17 protein-coding genes are annotated in these 20,515 nt (G+C 73.0%); 6 read left to right on the plus strand and 11 right to left on the minus strand.

Going from position 1 to position 20,515, the window contains the following annotated elements:
• The first annotated feature begins 111 nt into the window (after positions 1-111).
• On the plus strand, positions 112-1,056 hold the full coding sequence (gene bla / locus CU044_RS33220; RefSeq protein WP_129772448.1) for a class A beta-lactamase: 945 nt from the start codon (positions 112-114) through the stop codon (positions 1,054-1,056).
• Between the two features lie 157 nt (positions 1,057-1,213).
• Here the strand turns inward: bla and CU044_RS33225 are convergent, their stop codons facing one another.
• The 4 genes from CU044_RS33225 to CU044_RS33240 form a co-directional block, all read right to left on the minus strand.
• Entirely contained in the window at positions 1,214-1,561 is a 348-nt protein-coding gene (locus CU044_RS33225; RefSeq protein WP_129772449.1) for a MerR family transcriptional regulator, read from the minus strand.
• A gap of 22 nt (positions 1,562-1,583) precedes the next feature.
• Positions 1,584-2,522, minus strand: a complete 939-nt coding sequence (locus tag CU044_RS33230) for an aldo/keto reductase (protein ID WP_129772450.1) — start codon at positions 2,520-2,522, stop codon at positions 1,584-1,586.
• A 294-nt stretch (positions 2,523-2,816) separates the two neighbouring features.
• Positions 2,817-3,473, minus strand: a complete 657-nt coding sequence (locus CU044_RS33235) for a response regulator transcription factor (RefSeq protein WP_129772451.1) — start codon at positions 3,471-3,473, stop codon at positions 2,817-2,819.
• A complete protein-coding gene (locus CU044_RS33240) occupies positions 3,470-4,726 on the minus strand; it encodes a histidine kinase (protein WP_240045986.1) in 1,257 nt (418 codons plus the stop codon). The genes CU044_RS33235 and CU044_RS33240 overlap by 4 nt, the downstream gene beginning before the upstream one ends.
• Positions 4,727-4,858: 132 nt before the next feature.
• Between CU044_RS33240 and CU044_RS33245 the strand changes: the two genes are divergently transcribed.
• The gene (locus CU044_RS33245) at positions 4,859-5,662 is read left to right on the plus strand and encodes a methyltransferase domain-containing protein (RefSeq protein ID WP_205124131.1); all 804 of its coding nucleotides are present in this window, start codon (positions 4,859-4,861) and stop codon (positions 5,660-5,662) included.
• Here the strand turns inward: CU044_RS33245 and CU044_RS33250 are convergent.
• Positions 5,659-6,876, minus strand: coding sequence for an erythromycin esterase family protein (locus CU044_RS33250; protein ID WP_129772452.1), 1,218 nt, complete (start codon positions 6,874-6,876; stop codon positions 5,659-5,661). The two genes, CU044_RS33245 and CU044_RS33250, sit on opposite strands and share 4 nt — an antisense overlap.
• 58 nt (positions 6,877-6,934) lie before the next feature.
• On the opposite strand from CU044_RS33250, the gene CU044_RS33255 reads away from it, so the two are divergent.
• Positions 6,935-7,735 (plus strand): TioE family transcriptional regulator, encoded by an 801-nt coding sequence (locus CU044_RS33255; protein ID WP_129772453.1) that lies wholly within the window; start codon positions 6,935-6,937, stop codon positions 7,733-7,735.
• Between the two features lie 93 nt (positions 7,736-7,828).
• Positions 7,829-8,872 carry a zinc-dependent alcohol dehydrogenase family protein gene (locus tag CU044_RS33260; protein WP_129772454.1) on the plus strand — a complete coding sequence of 348 codons (1,044 nt, stop codon included), beginning with the start codon at positions 7,829-7,831 and terminating at the stop codon, positions 8,870-8,872.
• Positions 8,873-8,946: 74 nt separating this feature from the next.
• Here CU044_RS33260 and CU044_RS33265 read toward each other — a convergent pair whose 3' ends face one another.
• From CU044_RS33265 to CU044_RS33280, 4 genes are all read right to left on the minus strand, one after another.
• On the minus strand, positions 8,947-11,355 hold the full coding sequence (locus CU044_RS33265) for a glycosyl hydrolase family 65 protein (protein ID WP_129772455.1): 2,409 nt from the start codon (positions 11,353-11,355) through the stop codon (positions 8,947-8,949).
• Positions 11,352-12,140, minus strand: a complete 789-nt coding sequence (locus CU044_RS33270; protein WP_129772456.1) for an HAD-IA family hydrolase — start codon at positions 12,138-12,140, stop codon at positions 11,352-11,354. The genes CU044_RS33265 and CU044_RS33270 overlap by 4 nt, the downstream gene beginning before the upstream one ends.
• A gap of 112 nt (positions 12,141-12,252) precedes the next feature.
• Positions 12,253-13,443 (minus strand): sialidase family protein, encoded by a 1,191-nt coding sequence (locus CU044_RS33275; RefSeq protein WP_129772457.1) that lies wholly within the window; start codon positions 13,441-13,443, stop codon positions 12,253-12,255.
• Positions 13,444-13,642: 199 nt separating this feature from the next.
• Positions 13,643-14,137 carry a DNA-binding protein gene (locus CU044_RS33280; protein WP_129772458.1) on the minus strand — a complete coding sequence of 165 codons (495 nt, stop codon included), beginning with the start codon at positions 14,135-14,137 and terminating at the stop codon, positions 13,643-13,645.
• Positions 14,138-14,281: 144 nt separating this feature from the next.
• On the opposite strand from CU044_RS33280, the gene CU044_RS33285 reads away from it, so the two are divergent.
• The gene (locus tag CU044_RS33285; RefSeq protein WP_129772459.1) at positions 14,282-15,466 is read left to right on the plus strand and encodes an NAD(P)/FAD-dependent oxidoreductase; all 1,185 of its coding nucleotides are present in this window, start codon (positions 14,282-14,284) and stop codon (positions 15,464-15,466) included.
• 93 nt (positions 15,467-15,559) lie between these two features.
• Here CU044_RS33285 and CU044_RS33290 read toward each other — a convergent pair whose 3' ends face one another.
• Entirely contained in the window at positions 15,560-18,103 is a 2,544-nt protein-coding gene (locus CU044_RS33290) for a protein kinase (protein WP_129772460.1), read from the minus strand.
• A gap of 275 nt (positions 18,104-18,378) precedes the next feature.
• On the opposite strand from CU044_RS33290, the gene CU044_RS33295 reads away from it, so the two are divergent.
• Complete coding sequence (locus CU044_RS33295; protein ID WP_129772461.1) at positions 18,379-19,668, plus strand: APC family permease; 1,290 nt, start codon at positions 18,379-18,381, stop codon at positions 19,666-19,668.
• A 79-nt stretch (positions 19,669-19,747) separates the two neighbouring features.
• On the opposite strand, the gene CU044_RS33300 is transcribed toward CU044_RS33295, so the two are convergent.
• Positions 19,748-20,500: an FAD:protein FMN transferase gene (locus tag CU044_RS33300; RefSeq protein ID WP_129772462.1), complete on the minus strand. Its 753-nt coding sequence runs from the start codon at positions 20,498-20,500 to the stop codon at positions 19,748-19,750.
• Positions 20,501-20,515 lie beyond the last annotated feature (15 nt).

Genomic DNA, 20,515 nt, shown 5'->3' on the forward strand with positions numbered 1-20,515 from the left:
GTCCCGGCACCGATGACCACGACCACGCACCGGGATGGGGCCGTGTCACCCCATCCCCTATGCCGTCCCCGCGCGCCCACCCGCGCGCGGGGCGCCCCGGAGGTTTGGACCATGCAGTACACCCGTGCCCGGCGCGCCGTTCTCGGCGCACTCGCCACGCTCGCCCTCGTCCCGATCGTGGCCTGTGGCCAGGGGAGTTCCGCGGCCTCGTCGTCTCTGTCCGCGGCGTCGTCCCCGTCCGCCGCGGCGACAGGGCCGGGCGCGGCCACGAAGCCGTTCGCCGGCGAACTCAAGGAGCTTGAGCGCACGTTCGACGCGCGGCTCGGTGTGTACGCCATCGACACCGGCACCGGGCGCGAGGTGGCGTACAGGGACGGCGAGCGGTTCGGCTACGCCTCCACGTTCAAGGCGCTGGCCGCCGGCGCCGTGCTGCGGAAGTACTCCCTGAGCGGCATGGACCGGGTGATCACGTACTCCAAGGAGGATCTGGTCGCCAACTCTCCCGTGACCGAGAAGCATGTCGAGACCGGGATGAGCCTGAAAGAGCTGTGTGACGCCACCATCCGCTACAGCGACAACACCGCGGCCAACCTGCTCTTCGACCAGCTCGGCGGCCCCAAGGGTCTCCAGGCCGTGCTCAGGGGCATCGGCGACGATGTCACCCTGATGGAGCGCCGCGAGCCCGAGCTGAGCCGATGGGTCCCCGGCGACACGCGGGACACGAGCACACCGCGGGCGCTGGCCAAGGATCTGCGCGCGTTCGTGCTCGGAGATGTCCTCGGCAAGGGCGAACGCGCCCAGCTCACGGAGTGGCTGCGGACCAACACCACCGGGGACGAACTCATCCGGGCCGGGGTGCCCAAGGGCTGGGTGGTCGGCGACAAGACGGGATCCGGCAGCTACCACGGCGCCCGCAACGACATCGCCGTGGTGTGGCCCCCCGACTCCGCTCCCATCGTCATGGCGATCATGTCGAACCGCCCTGACAAGGACGCCGCCTACGACAACAAGCTGATCGCGGAGGCCGCTTCCGTGGTCGTCGGCGCGCTGTCGTAGCGGAAGACACGCTGTCGTAGCTCGTAGCGGAGGACACACTCCGCGGACACGCCCGTGGGTGGACACCTGGCTGTACACCAACCCGGTGTTCGTGGAGGTGATCCGCTGATCCGCCGACCGGGGGCGGAGGCGCACCCACGGACGACCGGGCGGTCGCTCAGCTGTAGTAGGCGATCTTGCCGTCGAGGACCTCCATGGCCCGGCGCAGCGCCGCCACTCGCTGCTCCAGGGTGGCACGGTGCTCACGCAGGAAGGTGACCTTGTCCTGTGGAGGCTGCTCGGATCGCAGGATGGCGACGAACCCGCGCAGGTCGGCGATACCGAGGCCGGCCTCGCGGAAGCACGTGACCAGGCCGATCCAGAAGATGTCGTCATCGGTGTACTCCCTGCGCCCGCCGGCGGAGCGACCGATCGGGCCGATGAGCCCTTCGCGTTCGTAGTAGCGCAGTGTGTCGATGGAGACGCCGGTGCGGTCGGCGGCCGCTGCCGGGGTGATGGTGGTCATGGAGCTCCTTTGGCTGTCGCCGCTACCGCGCTTCGGCGAAACGCGCCAGGTGCTCGTCACCGAGCCGCACATGGCGTGCGCCGAGCGCCTCCTCGATCTGCTCCACGCGGCTCACGCCGACGAGGGGATCGATGCCCTGCCGCATCAGCCATGCGAGGACGATCTGGTTCCTCGTGGCCGAGAGCTCACCGGCGACATCGTCCAGGACCGCGAGCACCCGGGTGGTCCCGGGGTGATCATAGGTCTGCGGAAGCGGCTTGTCCGCGCGTACGTAAGAACCCCACATCAGCGAGGTGTACGACCAGACGGCGAGCCCCTCCGACCGCGCGAGGTCCAGGTCCTCGGCGGTGAGCATGCGGTGGGCGGACTCCGCGAGGGGGGTGAGCGGGCGCGGCTGGACGAGTGAGTGGCGCAGTTGCAGGGCCGTCAGCGGTTCCACGTGCTGCTGTCGCGCGAGCGACCGGGCGCGTTCGACGCGCCAGGCGGGATGGTTCGCCGCCCCCACCCGCAGCGTGGCTCCCTGCCCGACCAGTTCGCCCAGGGCTCCGACCGTTTCCTCCAGTGGCACGGTGCGGTCCTCGGCGTGGGCCCAGAGCAGATCGAGGTGGTCGACTCCCAGACGGCCCAGACTCTCCTTCACGCCGACGTGGATGGCGCGGGCGGAGAGTCCTTCCGCGCTTTCCGGCCAGGAGTGCGGGATGAGGGGGTTCTGCCGGACCTTGGTCGCGATCCGCACCGCGTCGCGCGCACCCGGGCGGGCCCGGAGCCATGCCCCGATGAGACGCTCGCTGGCGCCGCCGACGCCGCTCGGGTCGGCCCAGAAGGAGTAGGCGTTCGCGGTGTCGAGCCAGACACCGCCTGCGGCAACGAAGGAGTCGAGGATGGCGAAGGCCCGGTCGCGGTCGACGCGGGTGCCGAAGTCCATCGTTCCGAGGACGATCTGAGGGTCCGTGGTGTTCATGCGTCCCATGCTCGGATCTGGAGCGCGCTTCAGATCAAGGGCTTTACGGCGAACGGTCCGGACTGGTTCCGGAGGCCGCCACCGCCTACGGCACGGGAGGGCAGTCCGGTGATGGACATCGCGGATCCCGGACGCCGGGGGATGTTCACGCTGGGCGCGGTGGTGCTGCTCGCGGCTTGTACACCGACTGCGAAGAGCGCGGATGGTGTCAAGGTCCGCACAGACCTGGAGCCTCTGGAAGGTCGCTCGTCGGCTTCACGGGCAGGTCGCGGGCCGGCGGCCCTGTGCCGGGGCTCAGCCGGGAGCGCCGAGCCCGGCGTCCCTGGCCAGCAGAGCGGCCTGGACGCGGTTTCCGGCGTCGAGTGCCGTGAGGATCCGGCTGATGTGCGCCTTGACGGTGCTCTCGCGCATACCGAGCGCCGTCGCGATCTCCGCGTTGGAGCAGCCCAGCGCGAGCCGTGACAGTACGTCCGTCTCGCGCGGTGTGAGCCGGGCGACCTTGGCGCGCGCCGCCAGCGCCGCGGGCCGTTCGGCGTGGTGGTAACGGTCGATCAGCCGGCGGGCCGCGGCGGGGTGCAGCATGCCCTGGCCCGCGGCCACCACGTGGACCGCGCGGATGATCTCCAGCGGATCGGTGTCCTTGAGCAGGAAGCCGTCCGCGCCCGCGGCGAGCGCGTCGTAGACATACTCGTCCAGGTCGAAGGTGGTCAGGGTGATCACTCGCGGCGGGGCCGGGAGCGCGCGCAGCCGACGGGTCGCGGCGATACCGTCCATACGCGGCATCCGTATGTCGACGAGCGCGATGTCGACACGGTGCCGGCCCGCCTGCTCGACGGCCGCCAGCCCGTCCGCCGCCTCACCCACAACGGCCAGTTCCGGGTCGGTGGTCAGCAGATCGACGAGACCGAGCCGCACCAGGGCGTCGTCGTCCACCACCAGGACGTTGATCATGACGCCGCCGAGGACAGGTCGGCGGACAGGTCGGCGGAGGCCACGGGCAGCCGGGCGGACAGCCGCCAGCCGCCCGCCGTGGCACCTGTGTGCAGATGGCCGCCCAGCGCGGCGACCCGCTCCGCCAGGCCGATCAGACCGTACCCGCCCGGTGTCCGCGCCCCGGGGTCCTCGGACGCCGGAAGGGCCTCCCCCGCGGGCCCGTTGACCACCTCGACCGTGGTGGCCGGCGGCCCGTAGTGCACGCGCACCGCGACCGGCGCCGCGTAGGCGTGCTTGCGGGCGTTGGTCAGGGCTTCCCGCACGAGCCGGTGCACCGCCAGCCGGTGGGTGGTGGAGGTGCTGCCCGCGTCCCCGGACACCGTCGACTCGATCAGCTGTCCCGCGGCCCGTGCCTCGGCGAGCAGCTCGGCCAGATCCTGGAGCGCCGGGGCGGCCACGGCCACCGTGCCGTCGGCCCCGGCGGTCCCCGCCGCCCCCGCCGCCCCTGCCGTCCCGTCGGTCCCACGGGGCCCGTCGTCGGAGCGCATCGCCCCGAGCACCTCGCGCAGATCGTCCAGCGCCTGTCCTGCGGTGCTCCGCAGCAGGGCGATCCGCTCCACGGTGGCCGGGGGCATCCCCTCCCCGCGCAGCTGGAGCACCCCGGCGTGCAGCATGAGCAGGCTCAGCCGGTGGGCGAGTACGTCGTGCATCTCCCGGGCGATCCGCGACCGTTCGGCCAGTCTCGCCTGTTCCGCGCGGAGTTCGCGCTCCACCCGCAGTTGTTCCACCTGGTCCGTCAGCGCCTCCAGCAGCCGGCGCCTGCTGCCCAGCCACATGCCGAGCGCCAGGGCGAGACCGATGAGTACGGAATTGCCGAAGCTCGTGTTGGTCCAGTTGCTCAGCCGCCCTCCGGTGAGCGGCTCGCCCCGGGTCAGCGCGACGGCGAGCCACGGCAGCCCGGCGGTCAGGACGATTCCCAGACACACCCACACCTCGCGCAGCCTGCCCCGCGAGGAGAGGTGGTACAGCGTCACCAGCAACGGCAGCAGGGCGCCGAGAACCGCCGACACGAGCGCGGCGCCCGCCGCCGCGCGGGGATACCGGTGGCGGCCGAGGGCCGCCACCGACGCGATGACCGCCACCCACGGCGCGGGATCCGCCAGCGTGTCGCCGGCCGACCGGTAGCCCTCCAGTACGGACATCAGGGCGAGCGCCACCGCCGACGGTGCCTCCACCCACAGCGGCATTCTGCGTCCGGACTCGGATTTCACCTCGTCATCCTAGAGACGTCCATACGCGGGGCACCCCCGCCGGACAGCCGTCGCCACCCCCGACTTTCGTCGGAGACCGCCGTCGCACAACAGCGGATTCCCCGGCGCCGCCCGCTGCCTAGCGTCGCTCGCATGGCTCTTCCACCGCCCCGTACCCCGCTGGTCCGCACCCCGCCGGCCGGCACGTCCCCCTCCGGCACCTCACCCTCTGGCGCCGCACGCACCGCCGCACCCCCGGCCGGGGGTGCGCGGGCCCGGCGCACGCCCGCCCGGCGGCTCGCCGACCGGGGGCTGTTCTTCGCGGAGACGCTGCGGACGTTCCGTACGACCGGCGCCGTGACGCCCAGCGGGCGCCCTCTCGCCCGGGCCCTCGCCGCGCCGCTGGCAGAGCGGACCGGGCGTCCCCGCGCCGTACTGGAGGTCGGGGCCGGCACCGGCGCGGTCTCCCGGGTGCTCGCCGGCCTGCTCGGGCCCGAGGACACCTTGGACCTGGTCGAGTCCAACCCGCGCTTCGCCCGCGTACTCGCGGCCGATCTGCGTACCGATCCCCTGTTCACGGCCCTGGGGGGAAGGGCCGGGCTCATAGCCGCACCGGTCCAGGAGCTGGACCCCGCGGCACGGTACGACGTGATCGTGTCGGGGCTGCCGTTCACCAACTTCCGCCCCGACGAGGTGTCCGATCTGCTCGCGCGCTGTCTGACCGCGCTCAGACCGGGCGGCCGGCTGACGTACTTCGGGTATCGCGGCACCACCAGGCTGCGTGCGGTGTTCGGCAGCTCCCGGAGCCTGGCCCGGCACAGCGGAGTCGTGCATGTGCTCGACTCCTTCCAGCGAGCCCATGCCGTCGGCTGCCGCACGGTCTGGGGCAATGTGCCCCCGGCGCGCGTCTGGCAGCTGAGCGCACCGGCCCACGCACACCGGCCGGACGGACCCTAGATGCGCGGGACGTCCTTGACGAACACGATGCCGTCGCTGTCCGCCAAGTGGGCCGGGTCGAACGGGGCGTAGCCGAACCAGGGGGATACGCGGGGCGCGGGGCGTGTGTCGCCGAGGGCGGCGGCCAGCCGCCGGGCGTCGACGACGCAACGGTCCTCCGGGAGCGCGTACAGGAGTCCCTCGACGGTGTCCGGCGGCGGCGTGTCCACTCCCTGGTGCCGGATCGTGCCGAGGGCCGTGGCCACGAAGGCGTACTCCTCGCCGAGCCGGACGCTCACCAGCGCACCGGCGCTCCACCACTCCAGCGGCATGTCGCCCATCCGCATCGAGCTCTTCGCCCGCTGGAAATGGGAGTTGTGGGCGTGGACGAGTGCCGGGCCCCGGGCGGCGAGGGCGAGAAGGTTGTCGGCCATCATCTGGCCCCGCAGGCCTATCAGCCGCGTCATACGGCCCGGTGAGGTGTCGGCCATCCAGAAGTGGTAACGCAGCAACCCGACGGCGGTGCGCCCGTACAGGCGGGCCCGGTCCCGGTCCTCTCGCGATGTCGCCGTGATCAGGTACGGCGTCTGCGCGTCGAGCAGCGCGGCCAGATCGTCGGCGAGCAGCCGCAGTTCCCGGGCCTCGGCCGACTGCCCCGCGGACCGGGACGGGTCCATCATCGCGGCGGGCTCGGTCCACCGGTCGTCGGCGCCGAGCAGGCGGTCGAGTGTGTCCGCGGTACAGGGGAGCAGATGCGCGTCCACCCGGGCCGCGAGGTAGCCGTGGAGTGCGGTGAGGGCCTGCCGGGGACTCGCGGCGTGGGTCATCTCCAGCGGGCCGTCGAACCCGGCGAAGCGGAGCCGCTCGGACGCGGGCCGGCCGTCGTCGTCGGCGCGGACGTTGTAGGCGCGCATCCAGCGAACGAGTTCGCGGTTGGCCGCGGAGGCGCCCCAGCCGTGGCTGATTCCCCGTTCCATGACCTCGTCCAGGGTGCCCGTGCCCGAGGTGACGTAGTCGTCCACGACCAGACCCATCAGGCAGTCGCTCTCGATCGCGATCGTCCGGTAGCCCTCCTGTTCGACGAACTGCCGGAAGAGCTCGTTGCGCACGTCGAGCAGGAGGTCCTCGCCATGGGTGGGCTCGCCGAGGGCGAGCAATCGCGGCCGGGCCGGAAGCGGCTTCAGGACGGCGGCAGCCGTGACGGCGTGGACGGTGTCCTTGATGTCGGTAACCATGCCTTCAACGGTATCGTTGAACCCTCGGTGGAAGCTTTTCCGCGATATCGTCCGTCCCGTGGCACGAAACCTTCAAAACGGTGGTCAGCTCAGGCCGATCGACCTGGCGCGCGGGCACGGTCTGTCGACGCAGGCCGTCAGGAACTACGAGGCGGCCGGCATCCTGCCGACCGCCGGTCGCACGGCCCACGGCTACCGCACCTACACCCCGCTGCACGCGCGGGCCCTGGGCGCGTTCCTCGCGCTGGTGCCCGGTCACAGCCACCGGACGGCGACGTCGATCATGCGGGCCGTGCACCAGGGCGCGGTCGACGAGGCGTTCCGTCTCATCGACGAGAGCCACGCCCAGCTGCTCGACGACCGGCGGACCCTTCAGGCCGTGGAGAACGCCCTCCGCGACCTGGCACACACCACGGCGTCCGAACCCGCCGCGGCGGTGTCCCGGTCCGCGCGGGCGTCAGGGCCGGTGTCCAGGCCGGTGTCCAGGCCGGTGTCCAGGCCGGTGTCCGGGCCCGGCGGCACGTTCATCGGGCCGCTGGCGGAGGAGCTCGGAATCCGGCCCGCGACGCTGCGGAAATGGGAGCGGGCCGGGCTGGTGCGCCCGCGCCGTGACCCGCTGACCGGGTACCGCGTCTACGACGAGGCCGACGCACGGGACGTCCGGCTGGCCCACCAGCTCAGACGGGGCGGCTACCCGCTGGAGCGGATCGCCCCGCTGCTCGCCCAGGTACGGGCGGCCGGCGGCCTGGAGCCGCTGGAGGCCGCACTGCACGACTGGCACGGGCGGCTGTCCGCTCGTGCGCGGGCGATGCTGACCGGGGCCGCCGAACTGGAGGCGTACCTCCGCGAGCGCGGATGAGACTCCGGCCGCATGCCGGGGAGAGGTATGGCCCCGGGGGGGGTGTCGCGGCGCCCGCTTGCCGCGGGTCGGCGAGCGCCGCAGGCTGGGTTCATGGCTGTTCCCGCGTCCGCCGTCCCCGCCACGGAGACCTACGGCGGCTGGGCCGTCGAGACCCCGGGGCCGATCAGCACCGGGCGGCCCCTGGTCCGTGTCAGCCGCCGCGTGCCCGCCCCCGGGCCGGGCGAACTGCTGCTGCGGGTGGAGGCGTGCGGCGTCTGCCGTACGGATCTGCATCTGACCGAGGGCGATCTCGTCCCGCACCGCCCGGCGAGCATCCCCGGCCACGAGATCGTCGGCCGGGTGGCCGCCGTCGGCGAGGACGTGACGCGGTTCCGTAGCGGCGACCGGGCCGGCGGGGCCTGGCTGCGCGGGACCTGCGGGACCTGCCGCTACTGCCGGGCGGGACAGGAGAATCTCTGCCCCCGGTCCCTCTATACGGGATGGGACGCGGACGGCGGCTTCGCCGAACTGGCCGTCGTCCCCGAGGCGTTCGCCTACCGGCTGCCGGAGAACCAGGACCCCGCGCTCCTCGCGCCGCTCCTGTGCGCCGGGATCATCGGCTACCGCTCGCTGCGCCGCAGCGCGCTGCCCCGCGGCGGGCGTCTGGGGCTGTACGGTTTCGGCGCCTCCGCGCATCTGGCCGCGCAGGTGGCGCTGGCCGAGGGCGCCACGGTCCATGTCCTGACCCGGTCGGCGTCGGCACGTGACCTCGCCATGGAACTCGGCGCCTCCTCGGCCGGTGACGCCCGGGACCGGCCGCCGGAGCCGCTGGACTCCGCGATCCTGTTCGCCCCGGTGGGTGACCTGGTGCCGGTGGCGCTGGAGGCCCTGGACCGGTCGGGCACGCTCGCGATCGCCGGAATCCATCTCTCCGACATTCCGGTGCTCAACTACCAGCGCCATCTCTTCCAGGAACGGAATCTGCGCAGCGTCACCTCCAACACCCGCCAGGACGGGTACGACTTCCTCGCCCTGGCCGAGCGCATCGGCATCCGCGTCACCGTCAGCCGCTATCCGCTGAGCCAGGCCGACCGGGCGCTCGCCGACCTCGCGGCCGACCGGGTGAACGGCGCCGCGGTGCTCGTACCCGACTGACGCCGCACGTGGCCGGCTGACGCCCGTACCCGACCGGCGCGCACCGCCGCCGCGCGCCCACCCGCCTGCCCGGCTCATCCACCGGGCAGTTCGAGCCGGCGCGCGGTGCCGGGAGCGATGACGGACTCGACCCCGCCGAGCACCACGCGTACCGGACCGTCGCTCCCGTCCGGCACGGCGATCCGTACCCGCTGGGCGCGGATCCGCAGATCCACGTCCCAGTGACTGCGGTAGCGGATGCCGACCCCGAACTTCGACAGCTGGGGCAGCGGCGCCGGATCCAGCCACAGCGCGTCGTCACGGGTCTCCAGACCCGTCAGCCCGCGCTGTACGAAGTCCAGGGTGCCCGCCATCGCGCCGAGGTGGATGCCCTCCGCCGTGGTGCCGCCCTGGACATCCGCCACGTCCCCGGCGAGCGCCTCCTCGGCGAAGACCCACGCCTCCTCACGGCGGACCCGGGCCAGCACCCACGCGTGGACGAGGGAGCTGAGCGTGGACCCGTGGCTGGTGCGGGCGAGGTAGTAGTCGACGGTGGCCCGCCAGGAGTCGTCGTCGAGGCGGTGACCGAGCTGTCGGAAGAGCCCGGCGAGTTCCCGGGGCGAGAAGAGATAGCCGAGCATCAGCACATCGGCCTGCTTGGACGCCTGATAGCGGTTGGCCGTGTCGCCCTCCGCCTCCAGGATCCGGTCCAGCCGCCGGATGTCGCCGTACCGCTTCCGGTATCCCTCCCAGTCGAGTTCGGCGAGATCCCCGTATCCGGCGAACTGGCTGATGATCCCCGCGTGGTACGGCACATGGAGCCGGTGGGCGATGTCGTCCCAGCCGTCCTGTTCCGACGGCGCGAGCCGGATGCGGTCGAAAAGCTGGTGGCGGTGCGCGGGGGGCAGGGTCCGGCAGAGTTCGAGGGCCCGGGTCAGTACCCACGCGGCGGTGACGTTCGTGTAGGCGTTGTCGTCCAGGCCCGGCACCGTGGCGTCCGGGTAGCCGTCGTGGTACTCGTCGGGACCGACGACACCGCGGATGCGGTACCGCTCCAGCGCCGGGTCCCAGACCGCGCTGCTCGCCCAGAACCGCGCGATCTGGAGCAGTGTCTCCGCGCCGTCGGTGTGCAGGAACTCCGTGTCGCCGCTGGCCTGGCAGTACTGCCACACGTTGTACGCCACCGCCGAGCCGACATGGTGCTGCAACCGGGAGTGGTCGGGCAGCCAGCGGCCCGAGCGCGGGTTGAGGTGGACTTCCTGGGTCTCCTCGCGCCCGTCGCTGCCGCTCTGCCAGGGGTACATCGCGCCCCGCCGGCCCACACTGCGCGCCGCGTGCACGGCCGCGGGCAGCCGCCGGTAGCGGTAGCCGAGCAAGGACCTGGAAACCTCCGGGAAGTGCAGGTTGAGGAACGGCAGGACGAACAGCTCGTCCCAGAAGACATGCCCGCGGTACGCCTCGCCGTGCAGCCCTCTGGCCGGTACGCCGGCGTCCAGTCCCGCGGTGTGCGGGGACAGGGTCTGGAGCACGTGGAAGAGGTGCAGCCGCAGGATCCGGCCCGCCTCGCCGGGCACGTCCAGCGCGGCCTCCCGCCAGACGCGTTCCCAGGCACGGTGGTGCGACGCCAGCAGCCGGGGGAAGTCGGCGGCACGCCGTACCTCCTGGACGGCGGTGGTCAGCGGGCCGCTGATCGCCGGGTCGCGGGAGGTGTACAGCGCGACCGTCTTGTCGACGGCCACGGTCTCGTCGCGCCCCACGGGGATCAGCAGCGTCTGGACGGCCTGTCCGGCGGTGAGCCGCGCACGGGGTGGGAGGGCGCGGCGGTCGGTGACGCGGACACGCGCGGCGAGCGCGATCCTGATGTCGGAGGTGACGGTGCGGCACCGCAGCCACACCACGGTGTCATCGTGCTCGGCGCCGGTGCGCACATGGGTCAGATGCCGGTTCGCCAGCTCGCTGTAGCGCTCCACTCCCGCGTTGCGCACATCGCCGTCGAGCCCCGACTCCACCTCCACCGTCCCGGCCCAGCCCTCCGCGGTGAACGAGGTGCGCTGTGCGGCGAGATGCGGCTCGCCCATGTGCACCAGCCGGGCCTGCTCCACGCGCAGCCGCCGCCCGGCGTCGTCCTCGTACACCGACCAGCGGGTCAGGGTGCCGTGCCGCAGGTCCAGGCTCTGCCGATGGGTGAGGAGGTGGGGGCCGTCGGGTGAGAGCCACGGTCCCGGTGCGGCTCCCTCGGGGTGTACGCGGTAGCGCAGCGGCAGCCAGTTGGGCAGATTGACCATGTCCTCGTTCTCGACCTGACGGCCCGCCACGGTGGAGATCAGCCGGTTGTAGCAACCCGCCGCGTACGTGCCGGGGTAGTGCGCGGGTCCCTCGGAGGTCTCCGACGCGGCGCCGCGGGTGCCGAAGTAGCCGTTGCCCAGCGTGCAGAGCGCCTCGCGCAGGCGCTCCGCCTCGGGGTCGTAACCCTCGTAGGTCCAGGTCCAGGCGCGTGAGGTCACCCGCTGCTCCTGTTCGCGCCGCTCCGGCACGCTTCCGCGATCAGCAGCTCTCCGGGGTCGGCGACCACCACATCGGCGCCGTGCCCGCGCAGGTCGGCCGCGCTCGTCGGCCCTGCCGTACGGTCGACACCGATCACCACGCCGAACCCGCCGCGCCGGCCCGCTTCGACACCGGCGAGCGCGTCTTCCACGACGGCCGTGTCCCGGGGCGGGAACCCGAGACGGCGGGCGGCCTCCAGGAAGAGCGCGGGGGCGGGCTTGCCCGGCAGCCGCAGCCTGCGCGCCTCGTCGCCGTCCACCACGGTCCGCAGCAGACCGCGCACACCGGCCACCGTCAGCAGCTCCGTCGCGTGCCGGGACGCCGAGACGGCGGCGCACGGCACGCGCAGGGCGGTCAGCGCGTGGAGCAGGCGTACGGTCCCGGGCCAGGCGTCGACGCCGTGCTCGCGCAGCCGGCGGTTGAACAGCTGCTCCTTGCGTGCCGCGACGGCCCGGACGGTGGCTGTTCCCGGTCCGTCGCCGGGGTCGCCGAGGGGCAGATCGAGCCCGCGCGCGCTCAGGAACGCGACCGCCCCGTCCTCGCGGGACTTGCCGTCGGCATAACGGCGGTAGTCGTCCACCGCGTCGAAGGGCTCCCGCGCGCCCGCGGCGGACAGGCACGCGTCGAACGCGCCCTTCCAGGCCGCGGCGTGGACTCCGGCGGAGTCGATGATGACCCCGTCGGTGTCGAAGACCACGGCCCGCACGGAGCGCAGGCACGGTGCCAGGGCCGGCGTGGCGGTCATGGCCCGATCCGTCCGTGCCCGGCCCCTGCGAGGAGATGCCCCATGGACCCATGGCACCACGGCTCACGGTCGTGAGCACGGCGGGGCCGGGGTCGTTTCCGCCCGGCACGCCCTACGGCAGAAGCCTCCAGACCCAGGGGAGCCGGGTGAAGCGGATGGTGTCGTGATAGGTCCGCTCCCCCGTCTCGTACAGCAGGCCGACGGTCCCTCCACCGGTCTGCACCAGGTCCGAGTAGCCGGCCCGGTCCTCCGACACCGTCCACACGGGTCGCCATGACCGCCCGCCGTCCGCGCTGGCCCGCACCTGCATCCGGAGCCGTTCCACGGCGTCCGAGGGGCCGGAGTACAGCAGCGGCTCGTACCGTGTGAGGCCGCGGACCTGGAGCACACTGCCCTGAACCACGGGCCCCTCGATCCGCGGCTGCGGACGGAACGGGACGGAGAGGGTCAGGCCGCCGTCGGCGCTGTAGGCGTCGGCCCGGGAGCCCTCGGTCGTACGGTCGTGATCACGGGCGTTGATGTAGACGCGGCCGTCCGGCAGTTCCGTCAGCGTGCTCTCGTTGAGCGCGAGCGGCTCGTCGGCCCCGGGGCTGAGGTAGCCGACGCGCCAGCTGTGACCGCCGTCGTCGCTGATCAGGGAGTGCGCGCCGCTGCGGGCCTTGGGGCCCGCGCTGTGGTTCGCGGGGACCAGCAGCCGTCCCCGGTGCGGGCCGTGGCGCAGCGCCACCGCGTGCCCGGGGCCGACCGCGTACCAGCGCCAGTCCGCGGCTTTGACCGACGCCGTGATGTCCCTCTGCGGTGACCAGCTCAGGCCGCCGTCCGTGCTGCGCTGCACGTACACCCGGCGGACGGATCCGGCGACCGCTCCCACCACCACCTGGCGCTTGGTCGCGCCGTCGATCGTCCGGCAGGTCACGAGCACCACGTCCCCGCTGTGCGGGTCGATCATCGGCGCGGGGTTGCCGACGGTGTCCTTCCTCGCGTCGGCGACCACGTGGAGCGGCTGCCAGGTGCACCCTCCGTCCAGCGAACGCCGGAGGACCAGATCGATGTCGCCGTCGTCCGCGGCAGAGTCGCGCCGCCCCTCGGCGAACGCGAGCAGGGCGCCGCCCGGCACCTGGAGAGCGGCCGGGATACGGAAGGTGTGGTAGCCGGAGGTCCCGGACTCGTACGGGACGGAGGGCTCGCAGGACTCCGGCCGCGCGTGTGCCGGGGCTGCGGGCCACAGCGCCATCGCCGTACTGATCAGGAGAGCGAACAGGAGCGCCGGCGACCGGCTGATTCTGACGGCACGGAGTCTCATCGCGTCCCTCGGCTGGCGTGGCAGGTGCGTGGGCGGTCCGGGAGGAACATAGCGGGATGATCAGCACGCTTCCCGATCGCCACGCGTGCCGGGCCGCCCGCCTGTTGGAGATCGCGGCCCCGTGACCCTTCCCGCTCCGGCCCCCGCTCTCGATGGGGGCCGGAGGGGGGACGCCTGGAGGAGCGCCTTGAGAAGCGCCTTAAGACGTCTCCCCTGCCCCGTCCACCTCCCCCGACTCCCCCGACTCCCCCGCCCCGTCCGGGTCGGCAGCGGTACGGTCGGCCAGCCGCTCGTACCGCTGCCTCGCCGCCTGCGGAGTGCCGAGGCCCAGACCGAAGGCGATCTCCTGCCAGGTCATCTCGCGCCCGCGGGCCATCTTGAGGAGCCCGGCCTCCAGTTCGTCCATTTCGCCGCGTGCCAAGGGGATGAGGCTCAGGGCTGCGGTGATGTCCGCGTGGTCCACCTCCGGCTCGCCGTCATCGGGCCGCGCGGCGCCACTGAGCAGGAACGACACCAGCCTGATGGCCTCGTGCGGCGCGAGGACCGAGGGATGGACCTGCCGGCGGCGCTGTTCGTCACTGGCCGCGTGCCGCTCGGCGATGCGGAACAGCGAGGCGGCGACGCGATGCGCGCGCGCCTGCTCGGGATGCGGGGGCGTGAAGGGGTCGGCGGGCCGACCGGACGTCGATGACATGCGACCAGTTTCGGCAATACACGAATCGATGTCAACTATCCGTTGTAAACAATCCGTTCACATTCATCGCGAACTTGTTCGTGACGAACATGTTCGCTACCCTCGGCGGTCAAGCACCACCACGCCCGAAGAGGAGTGATCGACATGCCGACCCACCAGGCCCACCGAACCCACCACCCCATCACCGTCGTCGGCGGCGGACTCGGCGGACTCGTGCTGGCCCGGGTTCTCCATCTGCACGGGATCGAGGCCGCCGTGTACGAACGGGACGCCTCACCCGACGCCCGGCCGCAGGGCGGCATGCTCGACCTGCACGAGGACTCCGGTCAGGAGGCGCTGCGCGCCGCCGGTCTCTTCGCGGAGTTCCGCGCCGCCGTCCACCCCGGCGGCGAGGCCCTGCGCATCCTCGACAAGCACGCCACCGTCCGCTTGGAGGAGAGCGACGAGGACAGCACCGGTGGCCGGCCCGAGGTCAACCGCAACGATCTGCGTGACCTCCTGCTCGCCTCACTGCCCGGGGACACCATTCGCTGGGGTGCCAAGGTGACCGCCGCCCGCGCGCTCGGTGCGGGCCGTCACGAGGTCACTCTCGGCGACGGCACCACCTTCACCACCGACCTGCTGATCGGCGCGGACGGCGCCTGGTCGAAGCTGCGTCCGCTGGTCTCCGATGCCGTGCCCCGCTACTCCGGCGTCTCCTTCGTCGAAATGGATCTCCACGACGCCGACACCCGCCACCCCGGCAGCGCCGCCGTCGTCGGAGGCGGCATGCTGTTCGCCCTGGCCGAGGGGAAGGGCTTCCTCGCCCACCGGGAAACCGACGGCAGGCTGCACTTCTACTGCGCGCTCAGGGCCCCGGCGGACTGGATCGCCTCCAGCGGTATCGACTTCGCCGACACGGAAGCGGCCAAGTCCCGTCTCCTGGAGTACTTCGACGGCTGGGACGAGCGGCTGCGCGCGTTCATCGCCGACGCCGACGGCCCACTCGTACCGCGCGCCGTCCACGCCCTGCCCATCGGCCACCGATGGGACCGGATCCCCGGTGTGACCCTGCTCGGTGACGCCGCGCACCTGATGTCGCCCTTCGCCGGTGAGGGCGCCAACCTCGCCATGCTCGACGGCGCCGAACTGGCCGCCGCGATCGTGGCCCATCCCGGTAATACGGAGAAGGCGCTGACCGTCTACGAGGAGGCGCTGTTCCCGCGTGCCGAGGCATCCGCCGTGGAGTCCGCCGACAGCCTCGCCCTCTGCTTCGGTCCCGACGCGCCGCAGGGCCTGATCGACCAGTTCGCTCACCACCTCGGCCGCGCGGACCGATCAGCGGACTGATAGCGGCCTCCCGACCCGATACGCCAGATGCACCGGATGCACCGGATGCACCGGATTACCCGCCCGCCGGCGGTCGGAGCGTGCGCGCGGCTGTCAGCCCGTCTTCCCGTCCAGCCGGAACGCGTAGATGTCCGTCCCCAGGGCGACCGTGTAGACGGCGCCGCCGAGCGTCATCGGGCGGCTCTCGCCGGCGCCCCCGGCGGTCTTGCCCTTCGGTTTCGCGGTCCACAGCGGGCTGCCCGTGGTGGCGTTGAGCACCGCCACCCTGCCCTCGCCCACGGGTACCAGAAGCCGGTTCCCCGGTGCGGTCGCGGGTGCGGCGAAGCCGACGCCCTTGGGCAGCGCACGGCGCCACATGAGCTTGCCCGTACGCAAGTCGTAGGCGTACGCGGCCGATTCGTCGGAGCCGTAGAAGACATCGTCGGCGAACGTGCCGGTGCGGAACGTACCGTCGACGTCGACGCGTTCGGGGTCGGTGCCCTTCGGCTTCTTCAGGTCCCACCGCAGGGCGCGGCGCGGTCCGTCGTCCCCCTCGCCGACGAGGAAGTAGATCGCGCCCGCCCGCACGTCGCACGCGAGGAGGGAGCCGACGAAGTTGGTCCGCCGGAGTTCCTCGCTGCTCTCCGCCCCGTACGCCGCGGCGATGGTGCTCTCCCCGTACGCCTCGGTCGTGACGAGGAAGCCGTCCCCGGCACACAGCACCTGCCCCACACCGGGTGACGGACCGTCGATGGTCCACTTCTCCTTGCCGGTGGCCGCGTCGAGTGCTCTGAGTACCGTCGGCCGGCCTTCGGGGGCGTCGGCCATGAATACTGTGTTCCGGCCGTCGTAGGCGGGGATGGCGAACTGCCTGTAGTGCTTGGCCCAGCGTGACCCGCCGTCGGCGGTGGCGAGGCCCGTGAGCCGGGACGGACCACGGGAGATCCCGACCGAGGTCCAGCCGATCACGGTGTCCCGGCTCACGCCGGCGATGCCCCGGTAGACGTAGCCGTGGCCGTCGGGGTAGTCCTTCTTCCAGCCTTCGGCGCCGGTGGCGGGGTCGAGCTTGACCGCTTGGCGGTAGGAGGTCGCGCAGTAGACGCCGCTGCTCACCGTCGCACAGCTTCCGCTGCCCAGCTCGTAGCTGCGCCCGTCGAGCGTGATGCGGCTGGTCCAGCCGCGGAATCCGCCGGGCGGGTCGGGGACGGGGCCGAGGGCGTCGGTTCTGGGCGACGGGGAGGGCGTGGCGGGGAGTGAGGCGCGGGGCGTGGTGGTTCCGGCCGGCCCGCCCTTTTCGCCGGCCTGTTCGTCCTGGCCGCCCCCCTGGTTCACCACCCAGAGCGAGCCCGCCACGACGGCCGCCAGTGTGACGAGGGCGAGGGCGGTACGCCGCTTGGGGAAGCCGCCTCCGGCTCGTTCCGGGGAGGGGGGCAGATCTGCGGGTGCGGGTGCGGGTGCGGACGCGGGTGCCGGCGCGGGTGCGACGTGTGTCTCGGCCCGTGCGAAGGCGGTGAGCCGCGGCGCGGGTCCGGGCTCGGCGACCGGCGGAGCGGGCTGCCGGGCGGCTGGACGGGCGGACTCGGTGTCCGGCTGAGCGGCAGGCTCGGTGACCGGCGGAGCGGTGGGTTCGGTGACCGGCCCGGACGCCGGACGGGCAACCGGTTCCGGCTCCCGCGCCGGTGCGCTCGCGGTGATGACCTCCGCCTCGGGCCGTACATCGGGCCGTACGTCGGGCCGTACATCGGGCCGCGCCTCCGGCTGTGCCGGGGATTCCGTACCCGCCGCTTCGGTGGACGTCGTCCCCGTCTCGACCGCGGGGACCGTCCCGGCCGTCCCGGCCGTCGCGACCGCCCCCGACATCGCCGCCTCCGTGTGCTTCAGGAGGTCCCCCACCGTGGGGCGCGCGCTCGGCTCCTTCGACAGACAGGGAGCGATCAACTCCCGCAGCTCGTCAGGGAGTCCGGTGAGGTCCGGCTCCTCGTGCGTGACCCGGTAGCCGCACACGAACGGATCCGTCGCGTCGAAGGGGCCGTGCCCGGTCGCCGCGAACACGAGCACCGAACCCAGCGCGAAGACATCCGTGAAAGGCCCTGTGGCCTCACCCGCCCGGAATTGCTCGGGCGCCATGAACGGCGGTGTGCCGACCACCAGACCGGTGCGGGTCAGCGGATCGCTGTCGACCGCCCGCGAGATCCCGAAGTCGATGACCCGCAGACCGTCCTCGGCGAGCAGCACATTGGCGGGCTTGAGGTCGCGGTGTACGAGACCGGTGCGGTGGATGTCGCGCAGTGCCTCCGCGAGGCCCGCCGCGAGGATCCGTATCTCGCCCGGGGGCAGCGGACCGTCGTCCGCCACCCGCGCGTGCAGCGTACGCCCGGGTACGAACAGCGTGGCCAGCCACGGCTGTTCGGCCTCCGGATCGGCGTCCACCACGGGCGCGGTGAAGGCCCCGCTGACCCGCCGCGCCGCCTCCACCTCGCGGCGGAACCTGCTGCGGAACCCGTCGTCCTCGGCGAACTCGGGCCGGATCATCTTCACCGCGACCTGGCGTCCGGAGACGGACCGTCCGAGGTAGACGACGCCCATGCCGCCCGCGCCCAGCCGTGACACGAGCCGGTACGCGCCGACGGAGCGTGGATCGTCCCCCCGCAAGGTCACCACTGGCCCCCATGAGTCGTTCGCCGCGGTAGCGAGGCCGGTCGTGACGGCCGGTCCCAAGCGAATCCACCCTACCGGTGGGCGAGTCGGACGAGGGCGGGAGGAGTGCACCGTCATCGACGGCCGGCTCGCCTCGGCCCTGTCCGGCCGGTGTCGCACGCGGTGCCGTCAGGGTCCGGGCGGGCTCCGTCGGCTGTTCACCCATCGATATCGTACGGACGCGGACAGCCGCCCGCGGAGTGCGGTGTTGCCCGGCCAGGGGCGAGGAGCGAGCGATGGGTACGTCGGCGGGGCCCGCCGGAGCGGGAGAGCTGAAGCGGCGTCTGGGCGTGTTCGACGCCGTGGTGATCGGGCTCGGAGCGATGATCGGCGCGGGGATCTTCGCCGCGCTCGCCCCGGCCGCCGAGGCGGCCGGGTCCGGGCTGCCGCTGAGCCTGGCGGTGGCCGCGGTGGTGGCGTACTGCAACGCCACGTCCTCCGCGCGGCTGGCCGCGCGCTACCCGACGTCCGGCGGTACGTACGTCTACGGCCGCGAGCGGCTCGGGGACTTCTGGGGTTATCTGGCCGGCTGGGGCTTCGTGGTCGGCAAGACCGCCTCCTGCGCGGCGATGGCCCTGACGGTGGGCGCGTACGCGTGGCCCGGCCGGGCGCACGCGGTGGCGGTGGCGGCGGTGGTGGCGCTGACCGCGGTGAACTATGTCGGCGTGCGGAAGTCCGCGTGGCTGACGAGGGGCATCGTCACGGTCGTGCCGGCCGTCCTGGCCGCCGTGGTCGCGGCCTGTCTGACCGGTGGGACGGCCGAGCCCGCGCGGCTGGACATCGGCGCGGACGCCACCTTCGGCGGGGTGCTGACGGCGGCCGGGCTGCTCTTCTTCGCCTTCGCGGGCTACGCGCGCATCGCCACCCTCGGCGAAGAGGTCCGCGACCCGGGCCGGACCATTCCCCGGGCGATCCCGCTCGCGCTGGGCATCACGCTGGCCGTGTACGCGGCCGTCGCCCTCGCGGTCCTCGCGGTGCTCGGGCCCGACGGCCTGGCCGGGGCCGCCGCGCCGCTGGACCAGGCGGTCCGAGCCGCCGGGGTCCCGGAGCTGGTCCCGGTGGTGCGGGCCGGGGCCGCGGTCGCGGCGCTCGGCTCGCTGCTCGCGCTGATCCTCGGTGTCTCCCGTACCACGCTTGCCATGGCCCGTGACCGGCATCTGCCGCACGCCCTGGCCGCCGTCCACCCGCGCTTCGGGGTGCCGCACCGCGCGGAGCTCGCGGTCGGCGCGGTCGTCGCCGTCCTGGCCGCCACCGCAGATGTGCGCGGCGCGATCGGTTTCTCGTCCTTCGGCGTGCTCGCCTACTACGCCGTCGCCAACGCCTCCGCCTGGACGCTCACGCCGGCCGAGGGGCGCCCCGCCAGGATCGTGCCGGTCCTGGGCCTGGCCGGTTGCCTGGTCCTGGCCTTCGCCCTGCCGACGGCCTCGGTCGTGTGGGGAGCCGTGGTGCTCGCGGTGGGCGCCGCCGCGTACGGCCTGCGCAAGGCGGTCGCCCGCCGCCGACCGCCCGGTCGGCACGGACCATGACACGGGGGAAGCCGAAGCGGCTGCCCGTAGTCGATGGCGACGGCATGCTCCGGGGGATCGTCGAGCCGTGGTGATCTGCTCAGCGCCCCGACACGTCGGCCCTCGGACCCGGCGGCGTTTCACCGGGGAATCCGCTGGTGCGCCACGACCCGCCGTCCGGTGTCACCGCGAACCCTTCGTAGCCGTCCAGGGATTCCAGCCAGTCCCGTGCCCCCTCCCCCATGGCGAAGGCAGCGGTCGCGTACGCGTCGGTCATGGTGAGCCGGGCACCGACCACCGTGACGGACGCGGGGCCGCACGCGGGCGTGCCGTGGTGGGGGTTGAGGATATGGGCTCCGCGTTCCGTCTCGCCCGAGGTGGCGATGGCCAGGTCGCGGCCGGTGACGACCGTACAGAACTCCCCGGGGCGCAGGGGGTCCGCGATCCCGACGCGCCAGGGTGAGCCCGGCGCCGCCTCTCCTCCGAGTTGCAGGTCCCCGCCGCCGTTGACACAGGTGTTGTACGCGCCCGCCTCGCGCAGGATCCGCGAGGCGCGTTCGACCGACCACCCCTTGACCAGCCCGGACGGGTCGAGGACACCGCCCGCGAGATGGCTGAACCAGCCGCCGGTGTGCCGTACGGCCCTCTTGCAGAGGGCGAGGACCTCGCGTACCTCGGAGGAACACGCGTCGAGTCGGATCTCTCCGCGTGCGAGACGGCAGATGATGCTCTCGGGCCGGTACGTGGAGTACACCTCGTCGACGTGGTGCAGCCAGCGCACCGCCTCGCGCAGCGCGGCCTCGACGGCGGGCGTGCGCGGGTCGCGCATGTCGAAGGAGAAGACGGTGCCCATCGCGTGCTCGACGTG

The sequence above is a fragment of the Streptomyces sp. L-9-10 genome (genome assembly GCF_004151105.1).
GTDB lineage: Bacteria > Actinomycetota > Actinomycetes > Streptomycetales > Streptomycetaceae > Streptomyces.

Bases quoted from the DNA above. Each gene is read 5' to 3' on its own strand.
- CU044_RS33230 (WP_129772450.1), bottom strand. From the start codon at position 2,522: ATGAACACCACGGACCCTCAGATCGTCCTCGGAACGATGGACTTCGGC.
- CU044_RS33250 (WP_129772452.1), bottom strand. From the start codon at position 6,876: ATGGTTACCGACATCAAGGACACCGTCCACGCCGTCACGGCTGCCGCC.
- CU044_RS33245 (WP_205124131.1), top strand. From the start codon at position 4,859: ATGGCTCTTCCACCGCCCCGTACCCCGCTGGTCCGCACCCCGCCGGCC.
- CU044_RS33225 (WP_129772449.1), bottom strand. From the start codon at position 1,561: ATGACCACCATCACCCCGGCAGCGGCCGCCGACCGCACCGGCGTCTCC.
- bla (WP_129772448.1), top strand. From the start codon at position 112: ATGCAGTACACCCGTGCCCGGCGCGCCGTTCTCGGCGCACTCGCCACG.
- CU044_RS33270 (WP_129772456.1), bottom strand. From the start codon at position 12,140: ATGACCGCCACGCCGGCCCTGGCACCGTGCCTGCGCTCCGTGCGGGCC.
- CU044_RS33235 (WP_129772451.1), bottom strand. From the start codon at position 3,473: ATGATCAACGTCCTGGTGGTGGACGACGACGCCCTGGTGCGGCTCGGT.
- CU044_RS33280 (WP_129772458.1), bottom strand. From the start codon at position 14,137: ATGTCATCGACGTCCGGTCGGCCCGCCGACCCCTTCACGCCCCCGCAT.
- CU044_RS33300 (WP_129772462.1), bottom strand. From the start codon at position 20,500: ATGGGCACCGTCTTCTCCTTCGACATGCGCGACCCGCGCACGCCCGCC.
- CU044_RS33295 (WP_129772461.1), top strand. From the start codon at position 18,379: ATGGGTACGTCGGCGGGGCCCGCCGGAGCGGGAGAGCTGAAGCGGCGT.
- CU044_RS33260 (WP_129772454.1), top strand. From the start codon at position 7,829: ATGGCTGTTCCCGCGTCCGCCGTCCCCGCCACGGAGACCTACGGCGGC.
- CU044_RS33275 (WP_129772457.1), bottom strand. From the start codon at position 13,443: ATGAGACTCCGTGCCGTCAGAATCAGCCGGTCGCCGGCGCTCCTGTTC.
- CU044_RS33285 (WP_129772459.1), top strand. From the start codon at position 14,282: ATGCCGACCCACCAGGCCCACCGAACCCACCACCCCATCACCGTCGTC.